The organism is Marinobacter sp. B-21 (assembly GCF_056857895.1).
The window spans coordinates 48,023-71,732 of record NZ_JBSXNZ010000049.1 but is presented as its reverse complement, the minus strand read 5'-3'; the positions used below and the strand labels follow the sequence as shown (position 1 = coordinate 71,732).

The window sequence follows — 23,710 nt, the reverse complement described above, 5'->3', positions numbered from 1 at the left end:
CGAATTACTTGGTTAACTTTTTAAAGAGCGGTTGAGCCGTGGCTCAATCAAGGAGGCGTATTCTACATCGTTCCGCCACCCTGTCAACCGTTTATTTCGAACAATTTAAATATCAAATTTTCGAATACTTTCAAACAGTTGCTATCTTTCGGGAGGTTGCCGTAAGTGGCTTGTCCCTCAGAAGTGGTGCGCATTCTACAGACGTCAGGAAAACTGTCAACGAGGTTTTTGAATTAATTGTTAGCCGTTTCGGTTTCCACCTACCCTATCGATCAGCCACTGATCAACCTGCCGAATAAACAAACAGAAATCAGCCCCTGGCAAACGGAATCATTCCCCGCGAGCCCGCCCACTTCCAGCGAACCGCAAGAAGCACCAGTATGGCCAGACCATAAAACACCATCTCCCCCACATCGCTGCGAGCCTGCCAGATAAAATGAACCCAGGCGACAACAACACTCGGATAAGCCAGTTTGTGCAGCTGCATCCAGTTCTTGCCCAGTCGCCTCATCATTCCCCTGGTTGATGTCAGAGCAAGAGGAACCAGCATCAGGAAAGACAAGGCGCCCGCTACGATGTAAGGCCGTTTGGTAAAAGTTGCCCACAAGTCAGTCCAACCAAGAATAAACTGCAGAAACGCCAGAACATGAAGCGTTGCGTAAAAAAACGCGAACAATCCCAGCATGCGCCGAATCCGGATCCAGCCGCCCCAGCCGGTCCAGCGCTTGAGCGGCGTCATACATAGCGTGGCTATGAGTAGCTGAAAGGCCGCCAGCCCCAGAGACTCGGTTACTTCCTGGCCCGGGTCTGGCCCGAGAGATTGCGCTGCGATACCGGTGATCAGAAACAGAAGGGGCGCACTGGCCAGCAAGGCGGCCAAAAACCGGAAAGCCAGCAGAAATCGGGGGTGTCCGACCCAGCGGGAAATGAGCATTAATAGTACTTCCGCAGATCCATGCCTTTATAGAGATGGGCGACCTGCTCGCCATAGCCGTTAAATCTGACCGTTTCCACCCAGTTGGGAGAAAACAGCCCGGAGGGAAGCCTCCTTTCCTTCTTCTGGCTCCACCTGGGATGATCAACCGCGGGGTTCACGTTGGCGTAAAAGCCGTATTCCTGTGGCGCAATCATTTCCCAGGTCGTTTTTGGCCGCTCCTCCTGGAACCGGATCTTTACGATGGACTTGATGCTTTTGAAACCGTACTTCCAGGGGACAACCAGTCGAATTGGCGCGCCATTCTGTTTAGGCAGAGCCTTACCATAAAGCCCGACTGCCAGAAAGCTCAGTTCGTTCATGGCCTCATCCATCCGCAACCCTTCCTGGTAAGGCCAGTCGATGGTGCTGAAGAGGGAGCGCTGCCCGCGCATCTGGCCCGGATCGTACAGAGTTTCGAAGTACACATACTTCGCGCGGGAGGTGGGCCGCAATCGCTTGAGGATGTCCGCCAGCGGCACACCAATCCAGGGTATCACCATGGACCACGCCTCAACACAACGGAGACGGTAAACACGCTCCTGATACTCGTAAGGCTTGAGCAGCTCCTCAAGCGCGTACTCACCTGGCCGCTCACACTCTCCCTCAACAACCACCGACCAGGGATCGACCGTCATTTCGTCGGCATATTTGGCAGGATCATCCTTCCCCGTTCCAAATTCATAGAAATTATTGTAACGGGCCACATCTTCGAATGGCGTCTTCTTTTCATTCGTGGAGTAGCGGGGCATTGAGATGAAATCCAGGGTTTCACCCTGAACCGGTAACTCTGCGGCAGATAAAAGCCCGGGCATGGAAAGCCCGGCGGCCATGGCAACGGTGCCGGACATGAACTGTCTTCGATTCAGATAGACGGACTCGGGCGTTATTGCGAAGTGGGGCAAAGCCCAGGATGGGCGCTTCTTGATAAACATGAAAAGTCTCCGTCAGGGCGTCAGCCAAGTAAGGCGTTGACCGGAGACTGCGGCTAAAATTCCCCGGGCTTCCGTGAGAAAGACCGGGGGGGGGGAACCGCATTTTAGTCGGTGGCGCCCAGGGTTTTCCGGGGTTTTCCGCGGAACAGGGCACGAATGGGACCGGACAACGCGTAGATAAGGAACCCGGTAAAGAGTACGGTTGCAGGGTCTAGCGCAATCACCACAAATATAAGCACAACAAGAAGAATCGCTGCGAAGGGCACCCGGCCACGCAGATCCAGATCCTTGAAACTGCGATACAGAATATTGCTGACCATCAGAACTCCGGTACCACCCACCACGACCATGGTCAGCAACGTGAGCCAGGTGGCCGGTTCGAAGAGATGGAAACACCAGACCAGCCCGGCGACGCAAGCGGCAGCTGCCGGGCTTGGCAGGCCAACGAAAAATTTCTTGTCGACAGAACCGATCTGGGTATTGAAACGGGCCAGACGCAGCGCGGCGCCAGCGACGTATATGAAGGTAATAGCCCAGCCAACCTTGTCAAAACTGTTCAGTGACCAGAAAAAGGCAACGAGACCCGGTGCAACACCAAAGGCCACCATGTCGGCGAGACTGTCGTATTCCTCACCAAACTTGCTCTGAGTGTTGGTCATCCGGGCCACGCGACCGTCCAGACCATCCAGGATCATCGAAACAAAAATGGCAATGGCGGCGTTATCAAAGACGCCGTTTGCGGCAGAAACAATGGCGTAAAAACCAGAAAACAGGGAGGCCGTCGTCAGCGCATTGGGAAGAAGGTAGATACCTTTACGCCGAACCGGCGCACCTCCAACAAGCTCTTCCTCAACAACTTCTCCGGCTTCAACTTCATAGTCTGGATTCTGCATGTCGTCAGCAGATGTTCTTTCTTCAGTCATTCCCATTACTCCGGAAAGCGTTTGAGCGGATTATATACGAAAAACGCGGCCACCCGGGCCGCGTTTTTCAAACCAGGCGGAATTCCGCTTAGTTTTTGTCCTTATCCACGATCTTGTTCGCGGAGATCCACGGCATCATGCCGCGCAGTTTCTCACCCACAATCTCGATTTCGTGAGCAGCGTTCTGGCGACGACGCGCCGTCATGGACGGGTAGTTCAGCGCACCTTCGGAGATGAACATCTTGGCGTACTCACCGCTCTGGATGCGCTTCAGTGCGTTGCGCATGGCCTCGCGGGACTGCTCGTTGATGATCTCCGGGCCAGTCACATACTCACCATACTCCGCGTTATTGGAGATGGAGTAGTTCATATTGGCGATGCCGCCTTCGTACATCAGATCAACGATCAGCTTCAGCTCGTGCAGACACTCGAAATAAGCCATTTCCGGCTCGTAACCGCCATCCACAAGCGTTTCAAAAGCCGCTTTGACCAGCTCGACAGTACCACCGCACAGAACTGCCTGCTCACCGAACAGATCGGTTTCAGTCTCGTCCTTGAAGGTGGTTTCGATAATGCCGGTACGACCGCCACCGATACCGCTGGCATAGGAAAGGGCCAGGTTCTTGGCGTTGCCGGAAGAGTCCTGGAAGATGGCGATCAGGTCTGGGATACCGCCACCACGGGTGAACTCGGTACGGACCGTGTGGCCCGGGGCTTTCGGGGCAACCATGATGACATCCAGATCCTTGCGTGGAACGATCTGGTTGTAGTGAATGGCAAAGCCATGAGCGAAGGCCAGGGTTGCGCCCTGCTTCAGGTTCGGCTCGATTTCAGCCTGGTACAGCTGAGCCTGGAACTCGTCAGGAGTCAGAACCATAACAACGTCGGCTGCCGCAACGGCAGAGGGAACGTCGCTGGTCTTCAGGCCGTAGGCTTCCGCCTTGGCGATGGAGGAAGAGCCCGGGCGCAGACCAACGGTGACATCAACGCCGGATTCCTTCAGGTTGCACGCGTGGGCGTGGCCCTGCGAACCGAAACCGATGACGGCAACTTTCTTGCCCTGGATGATGGAAAGATCGCAATCCTTATCGTAATAAACCTGCATGAGAAACCTCTGTTATTTGTGATGGCCCCGGAAGGCCATGATGTTCAAACTCTGTTTGAAATTGTTAAAGGCTGAGCACCTTTTCGCCACGGGCAATACCGGATACACCGGTACGCACCACTTCCAGCACACCCGAGGTGCCAATGGCCTGGATAAAACCATCGAGCTTTTCGCTGTCGCCTGCCAGCTGAACGGTGTAAACCGAGCTGGTCACATCCACGATCTGGCCGCGGAAGATGTCCACCGTACGCTTTATCTCGGCACGCTGGGAACCGGTCGCTTTCAGCTTCACCAGCATCAGTTCACGCTCGATGTGGGCGCCCTCGGTCAGATCGACCAGCTTTACTACCTCGATCAGCTTGTTCAACTGCTTGGTAATCTGCTCGATAACCTTGTCCGAACCGGTAGTTGTCACCGTCAGACGGGACAGGGTCTCGTCCTCGGTCGGCGCCACAGTCAGGCTTTCGATATTGTAGTTACGCTGGGAAAACAGGCCTACTACCCGTGACAGTGCGCCCGGTTCGTTTTCAAGCAAAACAGAAATGATTCGACGCATGATCACACCCTCTCCGTCTTGCTGAGCCACATGTCCTTCATGGCGCCACGGGCAACCTGCATCGGATACACATGCTCAAACCGGTCCACATAGATATCCACGAACACCAGCTTGTCCTTCATGGCCAGCACTTCCTTCAGCTTGGTTTCCAGGTCTTCCTTCTTGTCGATCCGGACCCCGACGTGGCCATAGGCCTCCGCCAGCTTGATGAAGTCCGGCAGGGACTCCATGTACGACTGGGAGTGGCGGGACTCGTAGTTCATATCCTGCCACTGCTTAACCATGCCCAAGGCCTGGTTGTTCAGGTTGATGATCTTGACCGGCAGATTGTACTGCTTGCAAGTCGACAGCTCCTGGATGTTCATCTGGATACTGCCTTCACCCGTGATGCAGAGTACTTCGTCGTCCGGATGGGTCAGTTTGACACCCATGGCCGCGGGCAAGCCGAAGCCCATGGTGCCCAGGCCACCGGAATTGATCCAGCGATTGGGCTTGTCGAACTTGTAGTACTGGGCGGCAAACATCTGATGCTGGCCGACGTCGGAAGTGACAAAGGCCTCGCCGTTGGTCAGGCGACACAGCATTTCAATCACTTCCTGGGGCTTGATCACATCCGGGCTGGTCTCATAACGCATGCCATGGAAGGCCCGCCACTCATCAATCTGCTTCCACCAGGAAGCAATCGCCTCGGCATCCGGCTTTTCCTTGCTTTCCTTGACCAGCGACAGCATTTCCCTGAGCACCGCATCCACCGGGCCGACGATTGGCACATCAGCATCAACGGTTTTGGAGATGGAAGCCGGGTCTATGTCAACGTGGATAATGCGCGCACCCGGACAGAACTTCTCGGTGGCATTGGTGACACGGTCATCAAAGCGGGCCCCAACACAGAGAATCAGATCCGAATGGTGCATGGCCATATTGGCTTCGTAAGTGCCGTGCATGCCAAGCCAGCCAAGATGTTGTTTATCGCTGGCTGGGTAACAGCCAATGCCCATCAGCGTATTGGTGATCGGATAGCCCAGCATCCGGACAAGTTCAGTTAGCTGATCCGAGGCCTTGCCAAGAATGACCCCACCGCCCGCGTAGATGATCGGGCGCTTGGCAGCGAGCATCATGTCGACGGCTTTCTTGATCTGGCCGGCATGGCCGCGGATGGCGGGATTGTACGAGCGCAGCTTGACCTTCTTGGGGTAAGCATACTCATAACGCTCGTTCGGCGTGGTCATATCCTTGGGTATATCCACAACAACCGGCCCGGGGCGACCGGTCGCCGCGATGTAATACGCCTTGCGGATAATTTCCGGAATTTCCTCGGGATGACGAACGCTGAAGTTGTGCTTAACCACCGGGCGGGAAACACCCATCATATCGGTTTCCTGGAAGGCGTCTTCTCCAATGAGGGTTGACGCAACCTGGCCGCACAGAACCACCATAGGGATGGAGTCCATGAATGCGGTAGCAATGCCGGTAATGGTGTTGGTGGCTCCAGGACCCGAGGTCACCAGGACAGTACCCGGTTTTCCGGTCGCCCGCGCATAACCGTCGGCCATATGGACCGCCGCCTGCTCGTGCCTTACCAGAATATGTTTGACTTCGTCCTGCCTGAACAGCGCATCATAAATATGAAGGGCCGCACCACCCGGATAGCCATATATGTACTCGATACCTTCATCTTTAAGGGACCGGATCAGCATATCGGCGCCAGACAATAACTCCACGATTTTCTACCCTCTTCTACGAGTGAATGAGCCGGGATTCATCCCGGTTGCCTGGATTCACGGTCTCCATGCTTCTTTTGAAAGCGGAACCGGCTGCTCCTCCACACCTTAAAAAGAGGTTGTCTCCTGGCCAGCCGCCCTCCTGAGGGTTGCGGAGAACGGCCAATCAACGGGTTGCACGTAAGCAACAACCATCCCGCGACCAATGCGCGGCGCGTTCAGTGTGGTGATTAACGGGGGATACTCGCTCGGGATTGCCTGCCGTATTGACCCCAGTCTTCAGGCAATCGGTAATTCTGACAGCGCTAAACTCCCTGTCAATAGCCGCTGCGGGTTTCTGTGCCTACACTGGCCGAAGGTCTGCCATACCTGGCGCAAATCCGGTGCAAAGATTTGAACCAGACAGAAGAAAATCCACAGCACTGGTGGCATGATAGGCCATAATCGAAAGAGAAAAACGGGCCCGGTTTATCCAGGTTGTCTGCCTGCCCGGGAGCAGTGAACATACGTGAGTAGAGCCATGAACCGAAAAACCCTGACGCTGACCTTATTACTGGCCGTTGTACCAGGTGTCGCCATGAGCGCCTCTGTCTATAAATGGACCGACGAAAACGGAGTTACCCACTTTGGTGACCGGCAGCCCAATGGCGCCAAGGCCGAACGCGTCAATGTTCGCTCCGGCACTTCGTCGGATGCTTCCGGAAACAGACCGAGCCCCCAGGAGCGACTGCAGAATCTGCAGGAACACCAGGAAGATGAGGCAAGGCAGCGCCAGGAGACCGCCGTTGAGGAGGCCCGCCGGAAACAGCGCGAGGCAAATTGCGCGACAGCCCGGTCCAACCTGGAGGTAATTGCCAACCACGCCCGCATCCGGATTGAGGAAAACGGCGAACTGCGCTATCTGACTCCGGAAGAGCTTGCCGAGAAACGGGCAGAACTTGAGCGAATGGCGAAAGATAACTGCGAACCAATGTGAACATGGGGTCAGATGAACGCTTTCATCTGACCCCGGTTTAGGCCTCAGGCTTTGGTGAAATCCAGGTGGTGCTCCTTCACCGTGCCACGAATGACATCACCCGACACAAACTCTCCCTTTAGCAGCCTCTGGGCCAGCGGGTTCTCGATCATCCGCTGGATGGCCCGCTTCAGCGGCCGGGCACCGTAGACCGGGTCATAGCCCACTTCCGCCAACAACTCCATGGCAGCATCATCCAGCTCCAGCTTCATATCCTGATCTTTCAGGCGCTTGCTCAGAGACTCTATCTGAATCCGGGCAATGCCCTGGATCTGGCTTTCGGCCAGCGGATGGAACACCACCACCTCATCCACCCGGTTTATGAACTCGGGGCGGAAATGTGTGCCGACAACTTCCATGACCGCATTCTTCATGGATTCGTAATTCTCCTCCCCGGCTTTCTGCTGGATGATGTCCGAGCCAAGGTTTGACGTCATCACGATTACTGTATTCCGGAAATCTACCGTGCGACCCTGGCCGTCTGTCAGCCGCCCGTCTTCAAGCACCTGCAACAGGATGTTGAAGACATCCGGGTGGGCTTTTTCCACCTCATCCAGCAACAGCACCGAATAGGGGCGACGGCGCACGGCTTCGGTCAGGTAGCCGCCTTCCTCATAACCCACATACCCCGGAGGCGCACCGATCAGGCGAGCCACCGAATGCTTCTCCATGAACTCGGACATATCAATGCGAACCATGGCTTCCTCGGTATCAAAGAGAAAGAATGCCAGGGCCTTGCAAAGCTCGGTTTTACCGACACCGGTCGGGCCAAGGAACAGGAATGAACCGTTGGGGCGGCTGGGATCGGACAACCCCGCCCGGGAGCGGCGCACTGCATTGGAAACCGCTTCCACAGCCTCGTCCTGACCAATAACCCGGTCATGGAGCGCCTCTTCCATGCGCATCAGCTTGTCGCGCTCACCCTCAAGCATCTTGGACACCGGAATACCGGTCCACTTGGAGACGATCTCGGCAATCTCCTCGTCCGTTACCCGGTTCCGGAGCAGCTTCATCTCCATCATCTCGGCCTGGCTGGCCATATCCAGCTGGCGCTCAAGCTCGGGAATCTGCCCGTACTGAAGCTCGGACATCTTGCCAAGGTCGCCCGCCCGGCGGGCATTTTCCAGATCGATCCGGGCCTGCTCCAGCCGGCTCTTGATCTTCTGCGAGCCATGAAGAGCCGCCTTCTCTGTATTCCAGACTTCTTCCAGATCAGCGTATTCACGCTCGACGCCGGTGATCACGTCAGACAACTCGGACAGACGTTTTTTCGACGCGGCATCGGTCTCTTTCTTCAGGGCCTCACGCTCGATTTTCAGCTGGATCAATCGACGCTCAAGGCGGTCCAGCGGCTCCGGCTTGGAGTCCATTTCCATGCGAATCTGGGAGGCGGCTTCATCCACCAGGTCAATCGCCTTGTCGGGCAACTGTCGGTCGGCAATGTAACGGTGAGACAGCTTAGCCGCCGCAATGATTGCACCATCGGTAACTTCAACCCCGTGGTGAACCTCATAGCGCTCCTTCAGGCCCCGCAGGATTGCGATGGTGTCTTCCTCACTGGGCTCACTCACCAGTACTTTCTGGAACCGACGCTCAAGGGCCGCGTCTTTCTCGATGTTTTCACGGTATTCATCGAGCGTGGTGGCGCCCACACAGTGAAGTTCGCCCCGGGCCAGGGCCGGCTTGAGCATGTTGCCGGCGTCCATGGAGCCCTCGGCTTTGCCGGCACCAACCATGGTGTGGATTTCGTCGATAAACAGGATAATCTGGCCTTCCTGCTTGGAAAGCTCATTCAGCACTGCCTTCAGCCGCTCTTCGAATTCACCCCGGAATTTGGCACCGGCAATCAGAGACCCCATATCCAGGGACAGGACCTTCTTGTCCTTGAGGCCATCCGGCACCTCGCCGTTCACGATTCGCTGGGCCAGACCTTCAACGATCGCGGTTTTACCCACGCCAGGCTCACCGATGAGTACCGGGTTGTTCTTCCGGCGACGTTGCAGCACCTGGATCGTGCGGCGGATCTCGTCGTCACGACCAATCACCGGGTCCAGCTTGCCGGCCTCGGCGCGCTCGGTCAGGTCGATGGTGTATTTGGACAACGCCTGGCGATTTTCTTCCGCGCCGGCATCGTTTACAGCTTCACCGCCACGAACCTCGTTGATGGCCTTCTCCAGGGCGGCCTTGTCGACACCCTGCTCACGAAGGACCCGACCCAGGGTGCCACGGTCTTCCAGCGCCGCCAGCAACATCAGTTCACTGGAAATGAACTGGTCCTTCCGCTTCTGGGCCAGTTTGTCGGCAATATTGAACAGCCGGCCCATGTCATTGGACATGGAGACATCGCCGGCCGATCCCTGCACTTCCGGCAGGTTCTCGATTTCCCGTGCGATGGCCTGGCGAATGCGTCCGGGCTCGGCACCGGACTGCTTGAGCAACGGCTTAATGGCACTGCCCTCCTGATCAAGCAACGCCTGCATCAGGTGCACTGGTTCGATGAAGTTGTGATCTTTCCCGACCGCGATGGATTGTGCGTCCGCGAGGGCGGTCTGCAGCTTGCTGGTCAGCTTGTCGATTCTCATGTGTAGTTTCCCCAAAATTCTGCGAATACCGTAGTGCCGGTGATGGCGGATATTCGATTGCTTTGACCCTTAATGTAGGGGCAAGTGGGGGGACTTCAAGCGGGACTGAGGTCTATTCGTCAGAAATTTGACGGCCGTCAGTTCTGGCTTCGGTGCAAGCCTGGGTCGGGTAAGGCTCTCCAGATCAGGGTTGCCATGCGCCCTGTCTGACCATCCCTTCGATAGGAAAAAAACCGGTCTTGGTCCTGCACTGTGCACAGACCACCGCCAGTGACGGCGGAAACACCGAGATTGTTCAACCTCAGGGTGGCAAGGGCGTAGATATCTGCCATGAAATGCCCCGACCGGGCACCGTCGGTCCTGAAAGCGCGGGCGGCTTCCGGATCATGCCTCAAAAACGCGTCACGGACTTCCGGGCCGACTTCGAACCTGTCTGGACCGATGGCCGGGCCGAGCCAGGCTTGCAGCGTTTCGGGTGCTACAGCCATGGCGCTCACCAGGTTCTCAATTACGCCACCGCACAGGCTCCGCCAGCCGGCATGGGCGGCGCCGACGACCGTACCTTTGTAATCCGAGAGAATCACCGGCAGGCAATCGGCGGTGAGGATGGCGCAGGCGATGCCGGGGTGTCGGGTGTAGCTGGCGTCAGCATTCGCGATTTGCTGGACGTTGTCCGGTGTGAGTTCGACAACCTTGGTGCCGTGCACCTGGTTAAGCCAACCGATCCGGGCACTATCCAGCCTGATGAATTCGGCAAGTCTCCGCCGGTTCTCTTGCACGTGTTCCGGGTTGTCTCCGACATGGCCGCCGAGATTGAGGCTGTTCCACGGCGATCCGCTGACACCGCCTGCGCGGGTTGTGCTGATGGCCTGCACCCTTCCCGGCCCGGACCAGCCCGGGTTCAGGAGGGTTCCTTCAGTAATCACGGTGTTCCAGCTCCCGGGCGTGTTTGCGCAGGGCTTCTATCAGCGTGACCATGTCTCCCGGCAAGGGTACTTCCCAGCTCAGGATTTCACCGGTCTCCGGATGCTCCAGCGTCAGCTGCCGGGCATGGAGTGCCTGGCGGTTGAACGCGGAGAGCGCCTCGCGCAGCTCTTCAGTGGTTCCCTTGGGAAGCCGCAGGCGACCGCCATACATCGGATCACCAACCAGCGGGTGTTTGACATGGGCCATATGCACCCGGATCTGGTGAGTACGGCCGCTTTCAAGTTTGCAGCGGATGAGCGTGTGGGCGGCAAAACGCTCTACCAGGCGATAATGGGTAACCGCCGGCTTGCCCGAAGCAACCACCGCCATCTTTTTACGCTCCCGAGGGTGCCTGCCGATAGGCGCATCCACCGTTGAACCACCCGTCAGCGTGCCGACCACAACCGCTTCATATTCGCGCCCCATGGTTCGTGTCTGCAACTGGTCCACCAGGGAGGTGTGGGCAATCAGGCTGCGGGCAACGACCATGATGCCCGAGGTATCTTTATCGAGCCGATGCACGATACCTGCCCTTGGAAGATTTTCCACTTCTGGTGCATAGTTCAGCAGCGCATTGACCAGCGTGCCGTCGGCATGGCCGGCCGCCGGATGCACCACAAGCCCGGCGGGCTTGTTGATGACCAGAAGATGCTCGTCCTGGTAGACGATATCCAGGGAGATTTCCTCAGCCTGCCAGCTCACCCGAATTTCCGGCTCGGCATCCAGCTCCAGGCGATCATCGAGCATCACCTTGTCCCGAGGCTTGCGCGCCTCGCCATTCACTGTCAACACACCACTTTTAATCCATGATTGCAGTCGCGAACGGGAGTGCTCGGGCATCAGCTCTGCCGCTGCCTGATCCAGGCGCCGGTCACTCAACGTCGGTGGGACAACAAAGCTGGCGACGATTCGATTTTCAGATGACATTAAGCCCCCAGGGCCTGTGTGTGTTACGTTTCGGTCAGATTCTTTGAAACAGCGGGGCGTTGCTCTTCACATGCCTCTGCACATGGAGCAACTTCCCCGCTACAATGGCTGCCCTTGAATTAATCGACATTATACGGGATTCCGGCATGAGATCAGGTCTTCGTTTACTGCTACTTTCCACACTGGTTGTTCTGATCAGTGCCTGCGCCTCCAATAAGCAGGAAGAAGTGCTTCCGGAGAAGACTTACTATGAGAATGCCCGCCAAGCCATGAGCTCCGGGAATTTCAACGAAGCGGAACAAAACCTGGATTCGCTGGAAACTTACTATCCCTTCGGCCGCTATGCCGAGCAGGCTCAGCTTGATCTCATTTATGCCCGTTACCAGAACCTGGATCTCGAAGGCGCCCGAGCGGCGGCTGACCGCTTTCTGCGGCTGAACCCGCAAAGTGACCACGCGGATTATGCCCTGTATATGCGCGGCCTTGCCTCCTACAACCTGGACCTGGGGCTTGCGGCCCGTTATTTCCCGATCGACGTGGCCGCCCGGGATCCGGGTGAGCAGATGCAATCCTTCCGGGATTTTTCGGAACTGCTCAACCGCTACCCGGACAGCCAGTATGTGGCAGACGCCCGCCAGCGCATGGTTGCGATCCGTAATCGGATGGCCGAACTGGAAATCAACGCAGCCCGCTACTATATCAAGCGCCAGGCCTATGTTGCCGCCAACAACCGTGGCCGATACGTGGTGGAGAACTACCCGTCATCGCCTTCCGTTGAAGAGGCCCTGATCATCATGGTCGAAACCTATCAGTTTCTTGACCTGAAAAAGGGCGCCCAAGACGCCATCGCCCTGCTTCGCACCAACTTTCCAGACAGCGAAGCGTTTAACAGCAATGGCGAGTTCGAGGCAGACCTGCTGAAGGGAGAGAGTCGTTCACTCACCAACGTTGTCACCTTTGGCCTGATGGGCGACGAATAAAAGGCTGAAATTGGGGTCAGATGAAATTGGGGTCAGATGAAGTTTTCATCTGACCCCAATTTCATCTGACCCCTTTTTCATCTGACCCCGGGCAATCGGCTACTTTCCGCTTTTCCAGGCGTTGGTAATGGGATAACGACGGTCCTTGCCAAAACCACGCTCGGTAATCCGTACGCCAATCGGCGCCTGCCGGCGCTTGTATTCGTTGGTGTCCACCAGGCGGATAACCCGCTCCACATCGGCCCGTTCAAAGCCTTCCGCAACGATGGCGTCGGCACTGAAATCCCGCTCCACGTAGAGGTTCAGGATCTGATCCAGCGCATCGTAGCCGGGCAGACTGTCCTCATCTTTCTGGTCCGGCGCCAGTTCGGCGGAGGGCGGCCGGGTGATAACCCGCTCCGGGATTACCTGGGATACCGTGTTGCAGTACCTGGCCAACCGGAACACCAGGGTTTTCGGCACATCCTTGAGAACGTCAAACCCCCCGGCCATATCCCCGTATAACGTTGAATAGCCCACCGCCATCTCGCTCTTGTTACCGGTTGTCAGCACCAGAGAGCGGAACTTGTTGGACAGGGACATCAGCAGAACACCGCGCAGGCGGGCCTGCAAGTTCTCCTCGGTTGTGTCAGGACGGGTACCCTCGAAAGGCCCGGCCAGGGTTTCCATGAAGGCATCGTACATGGGCTCGATAGAGAACACGTCGTACTGAACCCCCAGTGCCACCGCTTCAGCCTCGGCGTCCTCAAGGCTCATGCTGGAGGTATAACGAAAAGGCATCATCACCGCCCGGACACGGTCCTTACCCAGGGCATCAACCGCCACCGCCAGGGTGACCGCCGAGTCGATGCCGCCGGACAACCCCAGAACCACCGATTTAAAGCCATTTTTATTTACATAATCCCGAACGCCCGTCACCAGAGCCTTGTACACATTGGCTTCCAGTGACGGCTCCTCAGGTAAGGGCTGGGAAATCGGCTGGCAGTGGCGCTCACACAAAAAATCGACCGGGTAAAGGCCCTCGCCAAACTGGGGCGCTTCTGCCATCAGCACACCGGAGTGATCGAACACCATGGAGCCACCGTCAAAGACCAGCTCGTCCTGGCCACCAACGAGGTTCACATAAACAATACTGACCAGATTCTCTCTCGCTTTACGCTCCAGCAGGGCCTTCCGGCGGGCCTGTTTATCGATATCGTAGGGGGAGGCGTTCAGGTTCAGGATCAGCCGTGCGCCGGCTGCGGCACAGTCCTCTACCGGCCCTTCCTTCCAGATGTCTTCACAGACGGTGATGCCGACCTGAACACCACGGATATCAAGGGTCAAAACATCCGCACCTTCAGCGAAGTACCGCTTTTCATCAAACACCTGGTAATTGGGCGGGAAACGCTTGAAGTACCGACCGGTGATTTCGCCACCGTCGATAACCACAGCCGCGTTATACAGGAGCGCTCCGTGGCGCAGGGGTGCACCGATAACGATGGCCGGCTCCAGTTGCGCCTCCTGCAGCCGCTCCAGCGCTTCGTTAACACGAACCTCAAGGCTTGGCCGCAACAGCAGGTCCTCCGGCGGATAACCCGTCAGGCAAAGCTCGGGAAAGACCACAACGTCCGCCTGGTGGTCCGATGCCGCCCGCTGGACAGCATCAATGACGAGCTCCGTGTTGCCGGGAATATCACCCACCAGAAAGTCCAGTTGGGCCATCACCACCCGCAGTTTTCTGGCTGTCACCCCGTAGACGGCCTGTTTTCCGGACACGGACATAAATCGGCTCCTGTAACTCATTGCCATGAAAAGGCTATTATAACCCCGCACGCGCGTGGATTTCTTCCGACCAACAGCGGATTCCGGTAAATCATGGCAACAGAGACATCTACAACAACAGCCAACACCATAAGCCCGGCCGTTCCCACCACGCCTTCCGGCCTGCAGCAGGCAAAACTGTTCAGGATCTACAACCACTACCGCCTGGTGGTCAGCCTGATACTGGTGGCGCTGCTGTTCGTCGATCCGGTCAATTTCGACGTGCAATTCCGGATGCTCGACTACTACCAGGCCGGCGTTTCAGCGTATCTGGGGCTGAACGCCTTTATCGCCCTGCTCCTCGTGGCGGGGTTTCATCCTGGCCAGCGGCACATCACGCTCTCGATTCTGCTGGACATTCTGATCATGCACGGGCTGTTGCTCACCAGCACGGGCATTACCAACGGCCTGGCCAACCTTGTTATTGTTTCCGTGGCCGCGGGCAACATCCTGACCCCAAGCCGCATGGGAACGTTTTATGCGGCACTGGCCGCCATCAGTTCGCTGGGCATCTCCGGGTGGGCGGTACTGGCACTGGGTGAATCGGCAGACGATATTGTCCGGGCCGGCTCCCTGGGCATCCTCTACTTTGCGGCGGCCTTCGTGTTGCAGAACATCTCCCGCCGGATGATGCGCAGCGAGGCACTGGCCACCAGCCGGGCCCGCAGCATTGCCGAACTGGAGCAGATCAACCAGCAGATTATCCAGCGCATGCGCACCGGCATACTGGTGCTGGATTGTTTCGGCCAGATTCGCCTGGCCAATGCCGCCGCCGAGGAGCTTTTGTACGGCGCCCCCAAAGCCGCGGCACCCATTCATGAATTCACAACCGTGCTACCCAAACCCTTGAAACAGGGCCTCGAAGCCTGGCTGAAAGACCCCACTCGCCGGATCGAACCCTTCCAGCCCTCGCCTACGTCCCCGTTATTGCAGGCAAACTTTACCCAACTGGACCAGGAACGCGGCGACCAGATACTCGTGTTCATTGAAGATATGAGTAAGGTCACCCAGCAGGCACAACAGATGAAACTGGCTTCTCTCGGGCGACTCACCGCAGGCATTGCTCATGAGATTCGCAACCCTCTGGGTGCGATCAGCCATGCGGCACAGCTGATGGAAGAGGCCCCGAACCTTGAGCCCGGCGACCGCCAGATGCTTGGAATCATCCGGCGCCATTCCCGCAGGGTAAATGGCATCATCGAGAATGTTCTGGACCTCTCCCGGCGCCGGGCCGCCAACGCCGACCTGATCGAGTTGGAGCCCTGGCTAAAGGAATTCAGGGAAGATTTTCTCCAAACCCAGGACCAAGACTGCACCTCCTCAAATATCATCCTGAAGAACGACTCAGACGACCTGCCGCCAGCCCGTTTCGATAAAAGCCAGATCGAGCAGGTGATGGTTAACCTCTGCGATAATGGCTTGCGGTATAGTAAACAGCAGACCGGCGAGCGGCACATCGAACTTCACGCCGGAGCCACAGCAGATGGCGAACGAGCCTACGTGGATGTCCGCGATTTCGGGCCTGGCATTGCCCCTGAAAACCGTAACTCGGTGTTCGAGCCCTTTTTCACCACCGACAAGAGCGGAACCGGGCTCGGGCTTTATCTGGCACGGGAACTGTGCGAGGCTAATCAGGCGCATCTTTCCCTGGTAGACGACGACCAGCCCGGCTGCTGTTTCCGCATTACGTTCGCCCACCCTGGGCGAATGATCTGACCCTACACCGGCGGATATCGGGCGTTTGAACAACGACATGGAACCGACGACACAACATGACCACATACACAGCGCTGATCGTTGACGACGAACCGGACATCCGGGAACTGCTGGAAATCACCCTCACCCGAATGGGCATAACCACCTTCACGGCACCCGACCTGACCAGCGCTCTGGCGCTGCTGGAGCAGAACAAACCGAACCTCTGCCTCACCGACATGAACCTGCCGGACGGCAATGGTATCGAACTGGTTCAGTGGATCCAGCAGCATGCTCCGGCAACACCGGTGGCCGTCATTACCGCCTACGGCAATATGGACACGGCGATTGAATCCCTCAAAGCCGGGGCTTTCGATTTTGTTTCCAAGCCGGTGGAACTGCCCCGCTTAAGAGAGCTGGTAAACAGTGCGCTCAAGCTCTCGGAGCCCAAGGCGGACTCGGAAGATGGAGCCGACGAGCCCGGCCTGCTACTCGGTAAATCTCCGGAGATCCGGAAACTCCGGAACCAGACCCGAAAGCTGGCCAGAAGCCAGGCGCCGGTATTCATCAGTGGTGAGTCCGGCAGTGGTAAGGAACTGGTTGCCCGAATGATTCACCTTCAGGGCCCCCGCCGGGAGGGACCTTTCATTGCCGTGAACTGTGGTGCGATTCCCTCGGAACTCATGGAGAGTGAATTCTTCGGGCACAAGAAAGGCAGCTTTACCGGGGCTGTGGAAAACAAGGACGGCCTGTTCCGCTCTGCCAACGGTGGCACTCTGTTTCTGGATGAAGTCGCAGACCTGCCGCTGGCCATGCAGGTGAAACTGCTCAGGGCCATCCAGGAAAAAGCGGTCCGACCAGTAGGTGACACCAAGGAAGTACCGGTAGATATCCGGGTGCTGAGCGCCACCCATAAAAACCTGCCGGAACTGGTTCAGGAAGGCAGCTTCCGCCAGGACCTGTTCTACCGGATTAACGTGATCGAACTGGCTGTTCCGCCTTTGCGGGAGCGGCTCGATGATATCCCCATACTCGCCGGCCACATTCTTGAACGTATTGCCGGAGAGTACGAATGCGATCCGGCCACGTTAACTCCCGCTGCGATAGAGCGCCTCAAGAGCTACGATTTTCCCGGAAACGTGCGGGAATTGGAGAATGTTCTGGAACGCGCGTTTACCCTGTGCGATGCCGACCAGATTGACGCTGACGATCTGCATCTCGGGAATGGTGTACAGCATGCCGCATCGCCCTCACAGATTATTGCCGAGGGCCAGGCCGGCGAAGGTGAGAATTTTACCGTGCCGGATGGTGAAATCGATCTGGAAGGATACCTGGAAAGCATCGAACGGCAAGCGATTGAGAAGGCTCTGGAGGCGACCCGCTGGAACAAGACGGCGGCGGCGAAGCGGTTGGGGATCAGTTTTCGGGCGTTGCGGTATCGATTGAAGAAGTTGGGGATGGAGTAAAGTTAGCAGACATTTAAAGGGACTGGTTCACAGAATATAAATTCCATCCTTTTAAAATAATCTTACCGGATATCGCAGGACGTGAATCCGGCACTTCCCAAAAAGATAGAACATGGATGTTAACGATGAGTACCGCCAAATCACCTGCAGGTTTTACACTGCCGGAGCTTGTTATTACGGTCGCCGTGCTGGCCATTGCCACCGGTTTTGCTGTTCAGTCGTTCGGAGGTTGGATCGAGCGATCAAATCACAGAACTCTTATTGAACACTATCACTCAATCTTCGCATTCGCCCGCTGGTCGGCGGCAAGTCAGCGTCAGCTGATCACGGTCTGCCCCCTCTCGTCACAGAACAAATGCATAGACGACTGGCAAAACACCATTTCGGTATTTGTTGATTCAGACAATAACAAACAACCTGACGAAGACACGGTAATCCGGGAATTCACGCCAGACTTCGGGGGTTTCCGGATACGCTCTCGCACAGCCGGGCGAGGCTACTTTCAGTTTAATCCCAGGGGTATGGCTCATGGCGCAATGGGAAGCCTGATACTTTGTCCTTCGAATCCGGCAAGCGGCAACATGAGCTACATGGCGGTCAACATTGCCGGTCGTTTCCGGGCCGAGCACGACAAGGACGCGGATGGCATGATTAAGCTTTCATGGGGAGCGAAGGTTTTCTGCCCTGGTTAATTGTCGGACATAGACGAAAAGGCCGACCCTGAAGGCCGGCGTTTCAATCATTGCTGCAAGGATTACCGGAAGTTAGTTTTCCCAGGTATTATCACCAGCGCCAAAGCCATCATTGTCGCGATCCCAGCGTCGCGCACCGGTAGAGTCAAGCTCCAGGTTTCCATCTCCCGCTTGCACGCCTTTCGGAGTTGCCCGCAAGGTGTAGGAGTTTGCATCCGCAGCCTCGATGGTCAGATCGTAATACTTCTGCCCACCGTCGAGCGGCGCCTCATCCGGGTATATAGCCGGAGCACCGGTATCCGCACCACCGGCCGCTGCACTCTCATAAGTGTTGTTAGAAGCATAATATCGCTCCATAGCACCCGAGAGCCCGGTTAACGCTCCTTGAGCATCAGAACGGCGAGTACGATCCGTGTACTCTACGTAACTGGGATAAGCAATGGCGGCGATGATCCCAATAATCGCCACCACGATCATCAGTTCAATAAGCGTAAAACCTGACTGGGAACTCCTTGCCTTAACCAAGACTTACTCCTCGTACCAATAGGTTTCAACGACGCCCTTGAGAGAGTCTACCGTCACACATTCCGCGCCAACACACACCACATCCGTATCATCAACACGCATGCGCTGAGGGTCGGCAGGCAGACCGATCGTATTGAGTTCCACCTCCCGGTCAGGGCGGGTCAGCTCGTCGGCTGCGCCCACTCCGTCGTAGTTGACGACAGCACGCCCATCAAGCACCGACAGGTGATACAGGCGCGATGTACCGGCCGACGGAATACAGATGTTTGTACTTGGAGTTGGCTCGTAAGTAGTGACAAACACCTCATTATTGATGGTCTGGCTTGTCGAGAGCACCTTTTCACCGCTGTTCGTCAGGCGGATATACCAGCCATCCGCCAAGCCAATCGCCGCAGCAGCGTCGTTCTGCTCTTGCGATGTTCCCTGTTGAACCAGGTTGTCAGTGGCATCGTAAAGATCTGTCTCAGTAATGGGCGTGTACAGCACGTTGCCTTGGTCGTCGACCGGCGGCGCGCTGATCTCAGGAATTCGCATCATGTAAATGCGGTCATCAATATTTTCGTCCAGAGGGTGAGCCTGAAAGCCCGACCCGATGACCAGACCAAGGAACCGCGTTCCGCCAAACTTCAAACCGAACAGGTCCGGCGCATGGTAGAAACGCCGATTGTTCGCGGTACTGTTATCCTCCGCCAGATCTGCGATTACACCACCGGTAACCAGGTCATCGGCAGCGTTGGAATTGGTAACATCAAACCGGAAAATCTGTCCGCCCATATCACCCACGTATATCTGGTTAATCTTACCATCACCGGTCAGGTCTAGAGCCTTGGGGGCAGAGGGGATACTGTATTTCAGATCAGCAAGCTCAAGGTTCGCGCCACTGCCTGTGGGGCCAGCCCACCAGAGACGGTCACCGGTTTCAGCATCCACGATGTACAAAGCCCGGCCGATATCGTCAACGGTGCGCGTTGTTGCATCGTCCTGGTCAGCATCGTATCCGCCGCCGAAGATCAACACGTCGTGGATCTGGTTGCCAATTTCCACCTTGGTCTTGGAAGGTCTCGACCAGGTTTGGCCCAGCTCAGCGAAATCGGTATTGGCTTGCCCACCCTGAATCGACCAGAGAAAGTCTGGCTGATCAGGGTTGGTTACATCCAGTGCGTAGTAGTTGGAACCACCACGGCGCATACCCGAGTAGATATAAGCGAAATCGCCGTCGCCAGCAATGATACTGCCGTCATTGTTGTCATCATTAACCCAGCTGAGGATAGACGAGTCCATGCCATACACTTTATTCGCGGTCTCGCTGTTTTCTTTTAAACCTGCCTGATTTTTCAGAAGGTCTCTGGGCATGAATGAGAAGTGCGTTTCCCCGGTCTCACCATCGATACCGTGGATAAAGCCCTGATTATCCCCAAAGAACACTGCGGTATCCGGTGAAGACTCACTGCCACCATAGACGATCAGGTGCGGTACGGAGTGGAGCGGGTCCGCGATAAACTTCCGTGAGTCGGTTGTTGATGCATCACCGTCCGAATCATCGAGATCCTGACCCCGGGTCCAGTTAACCAGGGCGGAGAAATCTGCATCGGACATGTTTGTGTCCCCGAAGAGAGCCTTGGTCAGATTATTATTACCTGTTGCGAGCGCATTGGCGCTATTCGTCAGCCCCCTGTTTGTGGCGAGATTCGAATAGACCTTGCGATCGGAGTTGGGATCTGCATGCTGTGACGAGGCTCCTCCGTCGGTAACAACCTTGCCATCCTGGATATTGCTCCACCAGCTCTGGGCACTATCCTTGAAGAAACCGCTGTTCGGGTCGACGGCTGGCTGCCCGTCCTCGCCGACAATGACGGCCTCACTTTGCCCGGTAGTGGAATTCTCCTGGATAGCGAGTTTGTAGCGCTTAAGATTACCCGGCCAACGGGCTCCTTTCGCCGGCTGGAACAGAGCAAAATAGAGCGCATCGAGGTGATTCAGGCGGTCAAAAGTGTTGACCGCAATGCCTGGAGCCACATAGGTTGCAGAGGTCGCAAGGATGTCGTTGAAGGCTGTCTCAAACGCGGTTGCCAATGAAGCGGCGTCGTTAGCCTGAAAGTACTGTCCGCCGCCATTGGAAGCGGCGTCAGAAAGCAGCGTCTGATTGCTCTGGAAGCCCACAGTGTATGTGCGGATGGACTGCGGACCGTCCTGTTCCGTGCTCATGTCGTTATCAAACATGTACTCCGCAATTTCGTCGAGGCAGTTGCCGGAACACGAGCCGACGGTGCTCTCCATGGTGCTTTGATAGTTGGTATCCTGAGTGGGCTGGCCGTCCGTTAACAAAATGATGTTGTTTGGCTGGCACTGGTACTCGATCGGGCTGTCGTATTTGTTTCCATCCATCACATCGGCAACGCTGGAATCACGGATGAACGTATCACCTCCCTGAAAATACCTCATTGCCTCAAAAGTTGTCTCGGAAAGCGGCGTATTTCCGCCCGGCGAGAGCCCATTGATTGCGGTTTTCAATGGTGACCTGACGTCAGCAATCGGTTTGATTGCCGAGAGGAAATAACCACCATCGTTGCCACCAAAATACATGGCCCCGACATTGACGTCTTCCATATCATCCAGAAGATTGCCCATTACCGCCTGAACAACCTCCAGGCGATTGGACGTTCCTTCCGCGATATTGCTCATGCTTCCGGACTTATCGAGAATAAACAGAATGTTGGGCTTGACGATCTTGTCAGCGTCTGTAAAGAAAATCTCGGTATCGTCAGCAACCGCTGTAGAGGTGCCAACCGTCAGGGACATGGAAAGCAGGCCCCACGCGAATCGTTTTATGAAGACCTTCATTGCAGCTCTCCTTCTTGCTGGATAGGATAAATGACCATCAACGCCATCCCACTATCCGAATCCACGAGTACGGTACCGGCTTGGCCAGAAACGCGCCGGTATCCATCTGCACCTACGTCACGCTTGCCAACCTGAACCTTGAATCCACGAGCTGGAAGCAGGCGTGGTTCAGGGCAAAGCTCGCAGCCTTCGGTAACCACACTGAATACCCGTGACGATGAATCTACCATCAACTCGACGGAAGCGGCTTCATAGGCCTCAATCGGGCTATCAATTAACCGCGCATCCTCAAGACTCGCCGCACTGACCGGAGTGATCGCCCAAACGAACATTACCAGTGGTAAACAAAGCATTTTCTTGATCATCTTTTCCTCCAGAGCTGGTCCCAAAACCAACAATCAGTAATATTCGATTCCCTTGAAGACCGTTGAAGTCGCACCGGTCCCTGCCATGGTTGCAGTGCCACTTAACTCATATCGATAACCATCCAGTGCCGTGGAGCTCTCGTTAGCATCCAGTGAGCTGCCGCTACCGGCTATTATTTCGCCGAGGTACCGGGCCTGGTAGGTACCGGCAACGCCGTTCCCGGCGTCAACCGTGAAGTTAACCGAACTGCTCATATTGTCCGCAGATTGCATCGACTCTCTTAGCAAGCTCAAATCATTCCCGATTAACCGCTCCGTCAAGGCACTGGCGGAACTCTCGGCAGCCTGAAATGTCCGATTGGAGTTCTGGGCATTCACGGCCATACGCTCCTGCATCACTGACGTATTCATCCCCGCGACACCGATGAGCGTCAAGACCAACAAAACCACAAGGCTTACGATCAGAACTGCGCCACGCTCCTGGCGACCTGTCTTCAATTCAGTCATAGCTTCTATCCTCTGGCGTTCTATGCACCTATGCTTAATCCCTGTTTCTCAAGGTCACCGTACTGATGAAAGTCCGCCTCAAGCGGGTGTCTTCCGGGTGCGTCACCGGGCCGGCACCACTTGCTTCAGTAATCACTTCGCCTGGCAGCGCATAGCTCGATGTATCGTCCGTGTCCCGAACCTGGTCAGCGTCACTGATCAGCAAGCCGATTCTCAGCGCGACCACGCGAGACATATCGGTGACGTTGTCAGCGGTTTCGTAACGGATATTGTTGGTGGGCAGTATCTCCCCATACTGGATTTGCATGCTCTCGACCCCCTCCACCAGCTCGTCAACCTGGAAGCTTGGCCCGCCGGCAGCGAGCATGTTATTGGCGCCCCTATAGAGAGCAATTATGTCGTTACCCTGAATGTCATCACGCCCGGTATCGGCGACAAAATAAACGTTGGATGAGAACCTCATAATCCGGGCGCTTTCGTTGTACGCCTGCCCCAGATTGTTGCTGGAGTTCACGTTTTGGGCGTGCGCCCAGGTGCCGCTACTTGGGTCGCTCGATATTCGAAAAAGATCCGCGTTCTCGCAATCGGAAATCAGAACAATGTCATTCTGGGTAAACGAATTAATCGCAGTGCCTGCCACCTGAATGTTGGCGTTTACCACGTTCATGTTTCCGGTCACCTCGACGTCAATGGTCTGGCCGCGCTGTATCGAAATCACATCGCTTCCAACGAGGGCATTGGCCTCAATCGGGGTCCCGTCAAACTCGGTGCCATTGGCCCAGTTGCCGTCGGCGACTTCCCAGCCTCTAAGGGTGGTGGAGAAGAAATCTGCCGTAGGGGCGTTATCCGCGATAATCCTCATGGTCACGTCTGCAGGGTCCGCACATCCCTGAAAACCAATCATCCGCATGTCTCGCCCGACGATATCCGTCGCGATCCGACCGGATTCCTGAATCCGCGCAAGAGACGTACTGAGGCGAGCGGTCTGGCTTGAATCCACATAGACCGTGAAAATGCCAAGAATCAGCGTTGCACTCAGGGCAAGCGCGACCATCAATTCAACCAGCGATAAACCGGCCTGCCCTTTTGGGCTATGGGTAATGAACCCCTGAACTTTTTTGGCTCCCATCAAG

20 protein-coding genes are annotated in these 23,710 nt (G+C 56.3%); 5 read left to right on the top strand and 15 right to left on the bottom strand.

From position 1 onward, the window contains the following. Positions 1 to 310: 310 nt before the first annotated feature. The 6 genes from AC13C0_RS03600 to AC13C0_RS03575 form a co-directional block, all read right to left on the bottom strand. Complete coding sequence (locus tag AC13C0_RS03600; protein WP_117619601.1) at positions 311 to 934, bottom strand: protein-methionine-sulfoxide reductase heme-binding subunit MsrQ; 624 nt, start codon at positions 932 to 934, stop codon at positions 311 to 313. Beyond that, a complete protein-coding gene (gene msrP / locus AC13C0_RS03595) occupies positions 934 to 1,908 on the bottom strand; it encodes a protein-methionine-sulfoxide reductase catalytic subunit MsrP (RefSeq protein ID WP_117619600.1) in 975 nt (324 codons plus the stop codon). Before msrP ends, AC13C0_RS03600 begins: the two co-directional genes overlap by 1 nt. A gap of 104 nt (positions 1,909 to 2,012) precedes the next feature. Continuing rightward, on the bottom strand, positions 2,013 to 2,831 hold the full coding sequence (gene pssA / locus AC13C0_RS03590) for a CDP-diacylglycerol--serine O-phosphatidyltransferase (RefSeq protein ID WP_117619599.1): 819 nt from the start codon (positions 2,829 to 2,831) through the stop codon (positions 2,013 to 2,015). An 88-nt stretch (positions 2,832 to 2,919) separates the two neighbouring features. Continuing rightward, complete coding sequence (ilvC, locus tag AC13C0_RS03585; RefSeq protein ID WP_117619598.1) at positions 2,920 to 3,936, bottom strand: ketol-acid reductoisomerase; 1,017 nt, start codon at positions 3,934 to 3,936, stop codon at positions 2,920 to 2,922. 64 nt (positions 3,937 to 4,000) lie between these two features. After that, the gene (ilvN, locus tag AC13C0_RS03580) at positions 4,001 to 4,492 is read right to left on the bottom strand and encodes an acetolactate synthase small subunit (protein WP_048497877.1); all 492 of its coding nucleotides are present in this window, start codon (positions 4,490 to 4,492) and stop codon (positions 4,001 to 4,003) included. 2 nt (positions 4,493 to 4,494) lie between these two features. Further along, a complete protein-coding gene (locus AC13C0_RS03575; protein WP_117619597.1) occupies positions 4,495 to 6,213 on the bottom strand; it encodes an acetolactate synthase 3 large subunit in 1,719 nt (572 codons plus the stop codon). Positions 6,214 to 6,733: 520 nt separating this feature from the next. On the opposite strand from AC13C0_RS03575, the gene AC13C0_RS03570 reads away from it, so the two are divergent. Further along, a complete protein-coding gene (locus tag AC13C0_RS03570; RefSeq protein WP_117619596.1) occupies positions 6,734 to 7,189 on the top strand; it encodes a DUF4124 domain-containing protein in 456 nt (151 codons plus the stop codon). Positions 7,190 to 7,233: 44 nt separating this feature from the next. Here AC13C0_RS03570 and clpB read toward each other — a convergent pair whose 3' ends face one another. From clpB to rluD, 3 genes are all read right to left on the bottom strand, one after another. Then, positions 7,234 to 9,810 carry an ATP-dependent chaperone ClpB gene (gene clpB, locus AC13C0_RS03565; RefSeq protein ID WP_117619595.1) on the bottom strand — a complete coding sequence of 859 codons (2,577 nt, stop codon included), beginning with the start codon at positions 9,808 to 9,810 and terminating at the stop codon, positions 7,234 to 7,236. Positions 9,811 to 9,947: 137 nt separating this feature from the next. Beyond that, the gene (gene pgeF, locus AC13C0_RS03560) at positions 9,948 to 10,736 is read right to left on the bottom strand and encodes a peptidoglycan editing factor PgeF (protein ID WP_117619594.1); all 789 of its coding nucleotides are present in this window, start codon (positions 10,734 to 10,736) and stop codon (positions 9,948 to 9,950) included. Then, positions 10,726 to 11,703 carry a 23S rRNA pseudouridine(1911/1915/1917) synthase RluD gene (rluD, locus tag AC13C0_RS03555; RefSeq protein WP_117619593.1) on the bottom strand — a complete coding sequence of 326 codons (978 nt, stop codon included), beginning with the start codon at positions 11,701 to 11,703 and terminating at the stop codon, positions 10,726 to 10,728. Before rluD ends, pgeF begins: the two co-directional genes overlap by 11 nt. A 146-nt stretch (positions 11,704 to 11,849) precedes the next feature. Here rluD and AC13C0_RS03550 point away from each other — a divergent pair, with 146 nt between their 5' ends. Beyond that, positions 11,850 to 12,683, top strand: a complete 834-nt coding sequence (locus AC13C0_RS03550) for an outer membrane protein assembly factor BamD (RefSeq protein WP_117620440.1) — start codon at positions 11,850 to 11,852, stop codon at positions 12,681 to 12,683. Between the two features lie 99 nt (positions 12,684 to 12,782). On the opposite strand, the gene AC13C0_RS03545 is transcribed toward AC13C0_RS03550, so the two are convergent. Further along, entirely contained in the window at positions 12,783 to 14,447 is a 1,665-nt protein-coding gene (locus AC13C0_RS03545; RefSeq protein ID WP_117619592.1) for an NAD+ synthase, read from the bottom strand. Between the two features lie 93 nt (positions 14,448 to 14,540). Here AC13C0_RS03545 and AC13C0_RS03540 point away from each other — a divergent pair, with 93 nt between their 5' ends. From AC13C0_RS03540 to AC13C0_RS03530, 3 genes are all read left to right on the top strand, one after another. Then, complete coding sequence (locus tag AC13C0_RS03540) at positions 14,541 to 16,202, top strand: sensor histidine kinase (RefSeq protein ID WP_117619591.1); 1,662 nt, start codon at positions 14,541 to 14,543, stop codon at positions 16,200 to 16,202. Between the two features lie 56 nt (positions 16,203 to 16,258). After that, positions 16,259 to 17,647, top strand: a complete 1,389-nt coding sequence (locus tag AC13C0_RS03535; protein ID WP_117619590.1) for a sigma-54-dependent transcriptional regulator — start codon at positions 16,259 to 16,261, stop codon at positions 17,645 to 17,647. 125 nt (positions 17,648 to 17,772) lie between these two features. Further along, entirely contained in the window at positions 17,773 to 18,339 is a 567-nt protein-coding gene (locus AC13C0_RS03530) for a GspH/FimT family pseudopilin (protein ID WP_162893763.1), read from the top strand. 72 nt (positions 18,340 to 18,411) lie between these two features. On the opposite strand, the gene AC13C0_RS03525 is transcribed toward AC13C0_RS03530, so the two are convergent. The 5 genes from AC13C0_RS03525 to AC13C0_RS03505 all read right to left on the bottom strand — a co-directional run bounded on the left by AC13C0_RS03525 (position 18,412) and on the right by AC13C0_RS03505 (position 23,706). Further along, entirely contained in the window at positions 18,412 to 18,864 is a 453-nt protein-coding gene (locus AC13C0_RS03525; protein ID WP_117619588.1) for a type IV pilin protein, read from the bottom strand. 3 nt (positions 18,865 to 18,867) lie between these two features. After that, complete coding sequence (locus AC13C0_RS03520; protein ID WP_341581395.1) at positions 18,868 to 21,492, bottom strand: pilus assembly protein; 2,625 nt, start codon at positions 21,490 to 21,492, stop codon at positions 18,868 to 18,870. A gap of 209 nt (positions 21,493 to 21,701) precedes the next feature. Then, positions 21,702 to 22,070 carry a hypothetical protein gene (locus AC13C0_RS03515; protein WP_117619586.1) on the bottom strand — a complete coding sequence of 123 codons (369 nt, stop codon included), beginning with the start codon at positions 22,068 to 22,070 and terminating at the stop codon, positions 21,702 to 21,704. A 33-nt stretch (positions 22,071 to 22,103) separates the two neighbouring features. Then, a complete protein-coding gene (locus AC13C0_RS03510; protein ID WP_117619585.1) occupies positions 22,104 to 22,577 on the bottom strand; it encodes a PilX N-terminal domain-containing pilus assembly protein in 474 nt (157 codons plus the stop codon). Positions 22,578 to 22,611: 34 nt separating this feature from the next. Continuing rightward, positions 22,612 to 23,706: a PilW family protein gene (locus AC13C0_RS03505; protein WP_117619584.1), complete on the bottom strand. Its 1,095-nt coding sequence runs from the start codon at positions 23,704 to 23,706 to the stop codon at positions 22,612 to 22,614. Positions 23,707 to 23,710: the final 4 nt, after the last annotated feature.

Bases quoted from the DNA above. Each gene is read 5' to 3' on its own strand.
- AC13C0_RS03600 (WP_117619601.1), bottom strand. From the start codon at position 934: ATGCTCATTTCCCGCTGGGTCGGACACCCCCGATTTCTGCTGGCTTTC.
- msrP (WP_117619600.1), bottom strand. From the start codon at position 1,908: ATGTTTATCAAGAAGCGCCCATCCTGGGCTTTGCCCCACTTCGCAATA.
- pssA (WP_117619599.1), bottom strand. From the start codon at position 2,831: ATGACTGAAGAAAGAACATCTGCTGACGACATGCAGAATCCAGACTAT.
- ilvC (WP_117619598.1), bottom strand. From the start codon at position 3,936: ATGCAGGTTTATTACGATAAGGATTGCGATCTTTCCATCATCCAGGGC.
- ilvN (WP_048497877.1), bottom strand. From the start codon at position 4,492: ATGCGTCGAATCATTTCTGTTTTGCTTGAAAACGAACCGGGCGCACTG.
- AC13C0_RS03570 (WP_117619596.1), top strand. From the start codon at position 6,734: ATGAACCGAAAAACCCTGACGCTGACCTTATTACTGGCCGTTGTACCA.
- clpB (WP_117619595.1), bottom strand. From the start codon at position 9,810: ATGAGAATCGACAAGCTGACCAGCAAGCTGCAGACCGCCCTCGCGGAC.
- rluD (WP_117619593.1), bottom strand. From the start codon at position 11,703: ATGTCATCTGAAAATCGAATCGTCGCCAGCTTTGTTGTCCCACCGACG.
- AC13C0_RS03550 (WP_117620440.1), top strand. From the start codon at position 11,850: ATGAGATCAGGTCTTCGTTTACTGCTACTTTCCACACTGGTTGTTCTG.
- AC13C0_RS03545 (WP_117619592.1), bottom strand. From the start codon at position 14,447: ATGTCCGTGTCCGGAAAACAGGCCGTCTACGGGGTGACAGCCAGAAAA.
- AC13C0_RS03540 (WP_117619591.1), top strand. From the start codon at position 14,541: ATGGCAACAGAGACATCTACAACAACAGCCAACACCATAAGCCCGGCC.
- AC13C0_RS03535 (WP_117619590.1), top strand. From the start codon at position 16,259: ATGACCACATACACAGCGCTGATCGTTGACGACGAACCGGACATCCGG.
- AC13C0_RS03530 (WP_162893763.1), top strand. From the start codon at position 17,773: ATGAGTACCGCCAAATCACCTGCAGGTTTTACACTGCCGGAGCTTGTT.
- AC13C0_RS03520 (WP_341581395.1), bottom strand. From the start codon at position 21,492: ATGGGCAATCTTCTGGATGATATGGAAGACGTCAATGTCGGGGCCATG.
- AC13C0_RS03515 (WP_117619586.1), bottom strand. From the start codon at position 22,070: ATGATCAAGAAAATGCTTTGTTTACCACTGGTAATGTTCGTTTGGGCG.
- AC13C0_RS03510 (WP_117619585.1), bottom strand. From the start codon at position 22,577: ATGACTGAATTGAAGACAGGTCGCCAGGAGCGTGGCGCAGTTCTGATC.
- AC13C0_RS03505 (WP_117619584.1), bottom strand. From the start codon at position 23,706: ATGGGAGCCAAAAAAGTTCAGGGGTTCATTACCCATAGCCCAAAAGGG.